Source organism: Bartonella sp. AP58NXGY (assembly GCF_042195785.1).
GTDB lineage: Bacteria > Pseudomonadota > Alphaproteobacteria > Rhizobiales > Rhizobiaceae > Bartonella.
Genome location: NZ_JBHIOY010000386.1, coordinates 343 through 583, shown reverse-complemented (window position 1 = coordinate 583; position 241 = coordinate 343).

Sequence of the window (241 nt, the reverse complement as noted above, 5' to 3'; positions counted from 1 at the left end):
CGCTTTTATCGACGTGATCAAAGCGCCACGGGGCAATATTCCTATTTTTCGTGTAAGACGCTTCTCTTTATGCGAGATGTTCAAGCGAAAAAAACTCACTTGTTGCGTAACCAAGTTTCTCCCTTGTAGGGGCTGTGGTAATCCTTCTGCCATGTTTTATTTCCTTTCCCGAATTTAAGAAGGCTTTTCACCGGTATAAGTTGAAACAACAACTGTTCCAAAATCTTGCGCATGTTGTCCT